The organism is Dorea sp. (genome assembly GCF_977044405.1).
Genome location: NZ_CDRRQK010000049.1, coordinates 1 through 5,151 on the forward strand (window position 1 = coordinate 1; position 5,151 = coordinate 5,151).

5 protein-coding genes and 1 riboswitch are annotated in these 5,151 nt (G+C 42.4%); of the genes, 3 read left to right on the top strand and 2 right to left on the bottom strand.

All coding sequences use genetic code 11. The features are described 5' to 3' along the window. The 3 genes from ACWJAF_RS13640 to thiC all read left to right on the top strand — a co-directional run. The coding region (locus ACWJAF_RS13640; protein WP_448864661.1) for a helix-turn-helix transcriptional regulator at positions 1 to 257 on the top strand (257 nt) is incomplete at its 5' end. Between the two features lie 9 nt (positions 258 to 266). Next, positions 267 to 376: riboswitch (TPP riboswitch) on the top strand. 99 nt (positions 377 to 475) lie between these two features. Beyond that, complete coding sequence (gene thiW / locus ACWJAF_RS13645; RefSeq protein WP_296032199.1) at positions 476 to 1,003, top strand: energy coupling factor transporter S component ThiW; 528 nt, start codon at positions 476 to 478, stop codon at positions 1,001 to 1,003. A 208-nt stretch (positions 1,004 to 1,211) separates the two neighbouring features. Continuing rightward, positions 1,212 to 2,522, top strand: coding sequence for a phosphomethylpyrimidine synthase ThiC (gene thiC / locus ACWJAF_RS13650; protein WP_117598075.1), 1,311 nt, complete (start codon positions 1,212 to 1,214; stop codon positions 2,520 to 2,522). Positions 2,523 to 2,750: 228 nt separating this feature from the next. On the opposite strand, the gene ACWJAF_RS13655 is transcribed toward thiC, so the two are convergent. Together ACWJAF_RS13655 and ACWJAF_RS13660 are read right to left on the bottom strand one after the other, a co-directional pair. Beyond that, complete coding sequence (locus ACWJAF_RS13655; protein WP_138377308.1) at positions 2,751 to 4,262, bottom strand: CoA-transferase; 1,512 nt, start codon at positions 4,260 to 4,262, stop codon at positions 2,751 to 2,753. Between the two features lie 335 nt (positions 4,263 to 4,597). Then, a partial coding sequence (locus ACWJAF_RS13660) for a zinc ribbon domain-containing protein (RefSeq protein ID WP_448864664.1) occupies positions 4,598 to 5,151 on the bottom strand: 554 nt, incomplete at its 5' end.

A 5,151-nucleotide genomic window follows, 5' to 3' on the forward strand; every position in this document is an offset into this window, starting at 1 on the left:
CTTATCTTTACCGCCTTTTTAAAAAAGTAACCGGCTTCTCCCCACAGGAATATCTTCTGGATTACCGTATCCGCAAAGCTTGTGAACTTTTGCAGAATACAGATCTTCCAATTGCCCAAATTGCCAGATCTGTAGGATATGAAGATTCCTTATATTTTTCCAGACTTTTTAAACAACATATGAAATCCTCCCCTTCTTCTTACCGCCAGAAAAATTTTCTTGCATTTTCCGATATGCCAGACTATAATAATGATTGAACAAAGTTTTTTATAAACAGGGGGAGCTGGCGAAAACCGGCTGAGAGGAAGCGTAATTCCGTTTCGACCCTTTACCTGATTTGGATAATGCCAACGGAGGGATTCATACCATGTATTGATTTGACAGAGATGCCCCCGCATCTCTTCTTTTTTTACTTTTCGTACCCTCCATCCGCTTTATGAATGAAGGGTATTTTTTACGAAGGGAATGTTTATTTATGACACACACAACTTTATCATCAGACTCTTCACGGACAAGACGACTGGCTCTTGCCGGTGTATTTACGGCTCTTGCCATCGTCGGAAGCTTCTTAAGCTTTCCGGTTGCAGGCAGTAAATGTGCACCTGTACAGCATATTATTAATATCCTGGCAGCAGTCATGTTAGGACCTTGGTACAGTGTAGGAATTGCATTTTGTGCCAGCCTGTTACGAAATCTGCTTGGTCTTGGCAGCATGATGGCTTTTCCCGGAAGTATGGTTGGAGCACTTTGCTGCGGACTTGTATACTCCATTTGCCACAAGCTCAGCCTGACTTGTCTTGCCGAGGCACTCGGCACAGGAATTCTTGGCGGCCTGGCTGCTTATCCTGTTGCAGTATATATTATGGGAATCACTCCTGCCGGGATCTTCGTCTATGTAGTTCCATTTCTGATTTCTACTATTGCAGGAAGCATTCTTGCATTCCTGCTGATTACAACGCTGAATAAAAGCGGCGTAATGTCTATGATAAAAACGACTCGTTAAGAGTTGTTTAGAAACGGTACATCGGGGACACCACCTTGTACCGCATACACAAGTATCAGATTTTCCATCTGATATAGGCGTCAGTAATTTCATAGTTCTTTTATGAACCGCAGATCTGTGTAGAGAAATATTTTTCCCGCACCAAAATCTGTGTGTTTTTGCTGACGCTTTATAACCTTATATCTAATTTTTTAACGGAGGCAAACACATGAGAAATTACACAACACAGATGGATGCTGCAAGAAAAGGAATTGTCACTCCTGAAATTGAGATTGTAGCAAAAAAAGAAAACATGACAACAGAAGCACTTATGAAACTGGTTGCAGAAGGCAAGGTTGCAATCTGTGCCAACAAGAATCACACCAGCCTTGATCCGGAAGGTGTCGGAAGCATGCTCCGTACCAAGATCAATGTAAACCTTGGTGTATCCCGCGATTGCAAAGATTACAATATTGAAATGGAAAAAGTTATGAGTGCTGTAAAGCTTGGTGCTGAAGCCATCATGGATTTATCAAGCCACGGTAACACACAGCCATTCCGCCAGAAACTGACACATGAATGCCCTGCTATGATCGGTACGGTTCCTGTATACGACAGTGTCATCCACTATCAGAGAGATCTTGCTACTCTGACCGCTCAGGACTTCATCGACGTTGTCCGTCTTCACGCAGAGGATGGTGTAGACTTTGTCACACTTCACTGCGGAATTACACGTAAAACAATTGAGCAGATAAAAAAACACAAACGTAAAATGAATATTGTAAGCCGCGGCGGAAGTCTTGTATTTGCATGGATGTGTATGACCGGAGAAGAAAATCCTTTCTACGAACACTATGATGAGATTCTTGATATCTGCGAAGAATATGATGTTACTATCTCCCTTGGTGATGCATGCCGCCCTGGATGTCTGGCTGATGCTACCGATGTATGCCAGATTGAAGAACTGGTGCGTCTTGGAGAACTCACAAAACGTGCATGGGATCACAATGTACAGGTAATGGTAGAAGGACCGGGACATGTGCCGCTTGATCAGGTTGCAGCCAACATGAAAGTACAGCAGAGTATCTGCATGGGTGCTCCGTTCTATGTACTTGGCCCTCTTGTTACGGATATTGCTCCAGGTTACGACCACATCACATCCGCTATCGGTGGTGCAGTTGCTGCTATGAATGGTGCTGCATTCTTATGTTATGTAACACCTGCAGAACATCTGGCGCTTCCTAATGTAGATGACGTAAAACAAGGAATCATTGCTTCCAAGATTGCTGCTCATGCTGCCGATATCGCCAAAGGTGTTCCCGGAGCACGTGATATTGATGATAAAATGGCTGAAGCACGTCAGAAACTTGACTGGGACGCACAGTATGCCTGTGCATTAGACCCTGAAACAGCCAAAGCTATCCGTGACAGCCGAAGCCCGGAAGATGATCATAGCGATACCTGCAGTATGTGCGGAAAATTCTGCGCAGTCAGAAGTATGAATAAGGCTTTGGCCGGGGAATATATTGATATTCTGTAATTCTTGGGATTTAATTCAGAAAGGCTGTGGATACCCGAACCGGAATAAAGCTTGGAAAGGCGTTCCAAGCTTTATTCCGTGTGTATCAAATGCCTTACGAATGAAATGGCAAATGCGTAACCGTAGTGGCCTCCACCGGGTTACACTTCAGGGTATTTCATTTATTAACATCCACTGCCCTTCAAGGACTGAGAGGCCGCTTCTCCAGTTAATAAATTAAATCCCAATTTAAATCTCCACCTCAAACGGCAGCCTGTCCAGAATGTCTTTCTGCATATCTACTCCTGGATAGACTTCAATCAGTTTTAAGCCTTTTGGTGTCAGTCTGAACACACAGCGTTCTGTTACATACAATACCTTTTGTCCGTTTTCAATCGCACGTTTTGCAGAAAAGCTTACACTATTAACCTTTTCTACAAATTTTGGTATCTCTCCTTCTTTCCGAATCGTTACCACACCCTTTTCCTGCGTAACATCCAATCCCTTGGCATCAAATGTCATACAGAATACAACCGTTGGTGTTTTTGCCGTAATATTCGCAAATCCGCCAATTCCGGCAAAAGCTCCGGGACCTCTATGTGCATTGATGTTTCCATATCTATCCACTTCCAGCGCACCCATAAAACAGATATCAAGTCCGCCATTATCATACAGATCAAACTGGTTTGCCATATCATAGACAGATGCTGCCCCGATCATTGCTCCAAAAGCCTCTCCTGATACCGGAAATCCTCCAATGCCGCCCGATTCTACTGTTAAGGTTACCATATCAAGCATACCACACTTTCGTGCATATCTTGATACCATCTCCGGAATTCCGATTCCGATATTAACAATATCATCTACCCTGAGTTCCTGCGCCGCTCTTTTGCCGATAATATTTCCGGTTACACTGTTTTTCTGTGGCTTCGTAGACACATTCTCTATCTTTTCGCTCCATGCATGCCACTCCTTATAAGGGATCTCAAAACTTCCGGTAAGTGCAGTATATGCTTCGTTTCTCTTCTCCGGCTCTGCCACAACGATTGCATCTACCAAACAGCCCGGAATAATGGCATTACGTGGCCGGGATGGTGTATCAACCAATCTGTCTACCTGCACAATTACTTTTCCTCTGTTTGCCTTTACTGCCTGACAAATAGAAAGCGCATCTCCTGACATGAACATATCATCAAATGTAATATTGCCTTTTCTGTCTGCCGCAGTTCCTTTGATCAACGCAATGGTAATCTTTGGAAGTTTATAATACAGAAATTCATCCCCATCCACTTCAACATGTTTTACCAATGAATCATCAATAGAAATTCTGTTAATTCCAGGTCCTTCTCGTCTTGGATCCACAAAAATATCCAGACCAACTTTGGAAAGAGCTCCGGGAAGCCCCCCTGCCTGTGCACGGATTGCATGGGAAATACATCCAAGCGGCAGATTATATGCTTCAAACCGATCCTCCAGCACCAATTTTTTCGTGCTAAGCATTGCTCCAAAATGACCACAAATCAGCTTGTCCACTGCACCTTCTTTGATATATCTTTCTGCATTATGTTCCTCGTCCCAGACACCAAACCCTGCACTCGATACAATTGTCAGATGCGTCGGTGACTGCATCTTCTGATACCTTCGGTAGATTGCTTCATGAAGTTCCGTTGGATTCTCTATTCCTACAAATGAATTGACGCAGATACAGTCACCGTCCCGAATCAGACGGATTGCTTCATCTGCACTCATAATTTCATACATAATTTTATCTCCTTCGTCCTGGGTATTTTTAATCAGGCGGATATTCACACCCGTACTCTGTTAAATATTATTTTACCCGATTACTTTAGCTAAGTCCAGTAAAGGAATCCAGACTGGCTTTTCAAAAAGCCATTTCCTACTTCTCCTGTTATCACGGTGCTATATCTATTCTGCTTTATTTCCAATAATGTACATCGAATTTCTCTTCCTGATCACAAAAGCATCTGCTGCCTTTCCTTTTTTTGCTTTATTTCCTCTTTTCTATTAGTCATGCACATTTCCTCAAAAGCAAGTAAACGGTCGTTAATTTGTCAAAACTTTTCTTTTTGCTTATATTATCTTTTTTTATAAATCAACAGCTCTGGATTTTCACCATCCTTCTCATATGTACATACCAGAACAAAATCCATACTTGCCAGAATACCGAAGCACCTGTCTCCTCCAAATTCAGACTCCAGTTGATTCCCCAGATAGGTTTTCTGATCATCAAGGAATTTCACTTTTTGTCCATTAGGCAGAGTATATTCCAGATTCACATATTTCCCCACAAGTGCATTTAATTTGTCTACCCTTGGAAGTCCGTCTATATGCAGATCATTTATTTCGTTTATCAATTGCTTTTTAAACTCTTCAAACTGCCCATTGTCACTAAGTTCATCATACCTGTTCCAGTAATCTAGCTTTGGAAGCATTTCTTTCAGATAAGAGTGTGCCTGTTCTTCGGTAAAATTTTCATTTACCATATTCCTTACACATACATCGATCAATTCATCCATATCATTATATGTGTATGTTCCATCTGCATAGCACCACTTACAATACTCCTCATTTAATGTGCCATCTTTATCACGTCCCAATATGGAATCATCATCGATTGGCATCCCGCAGC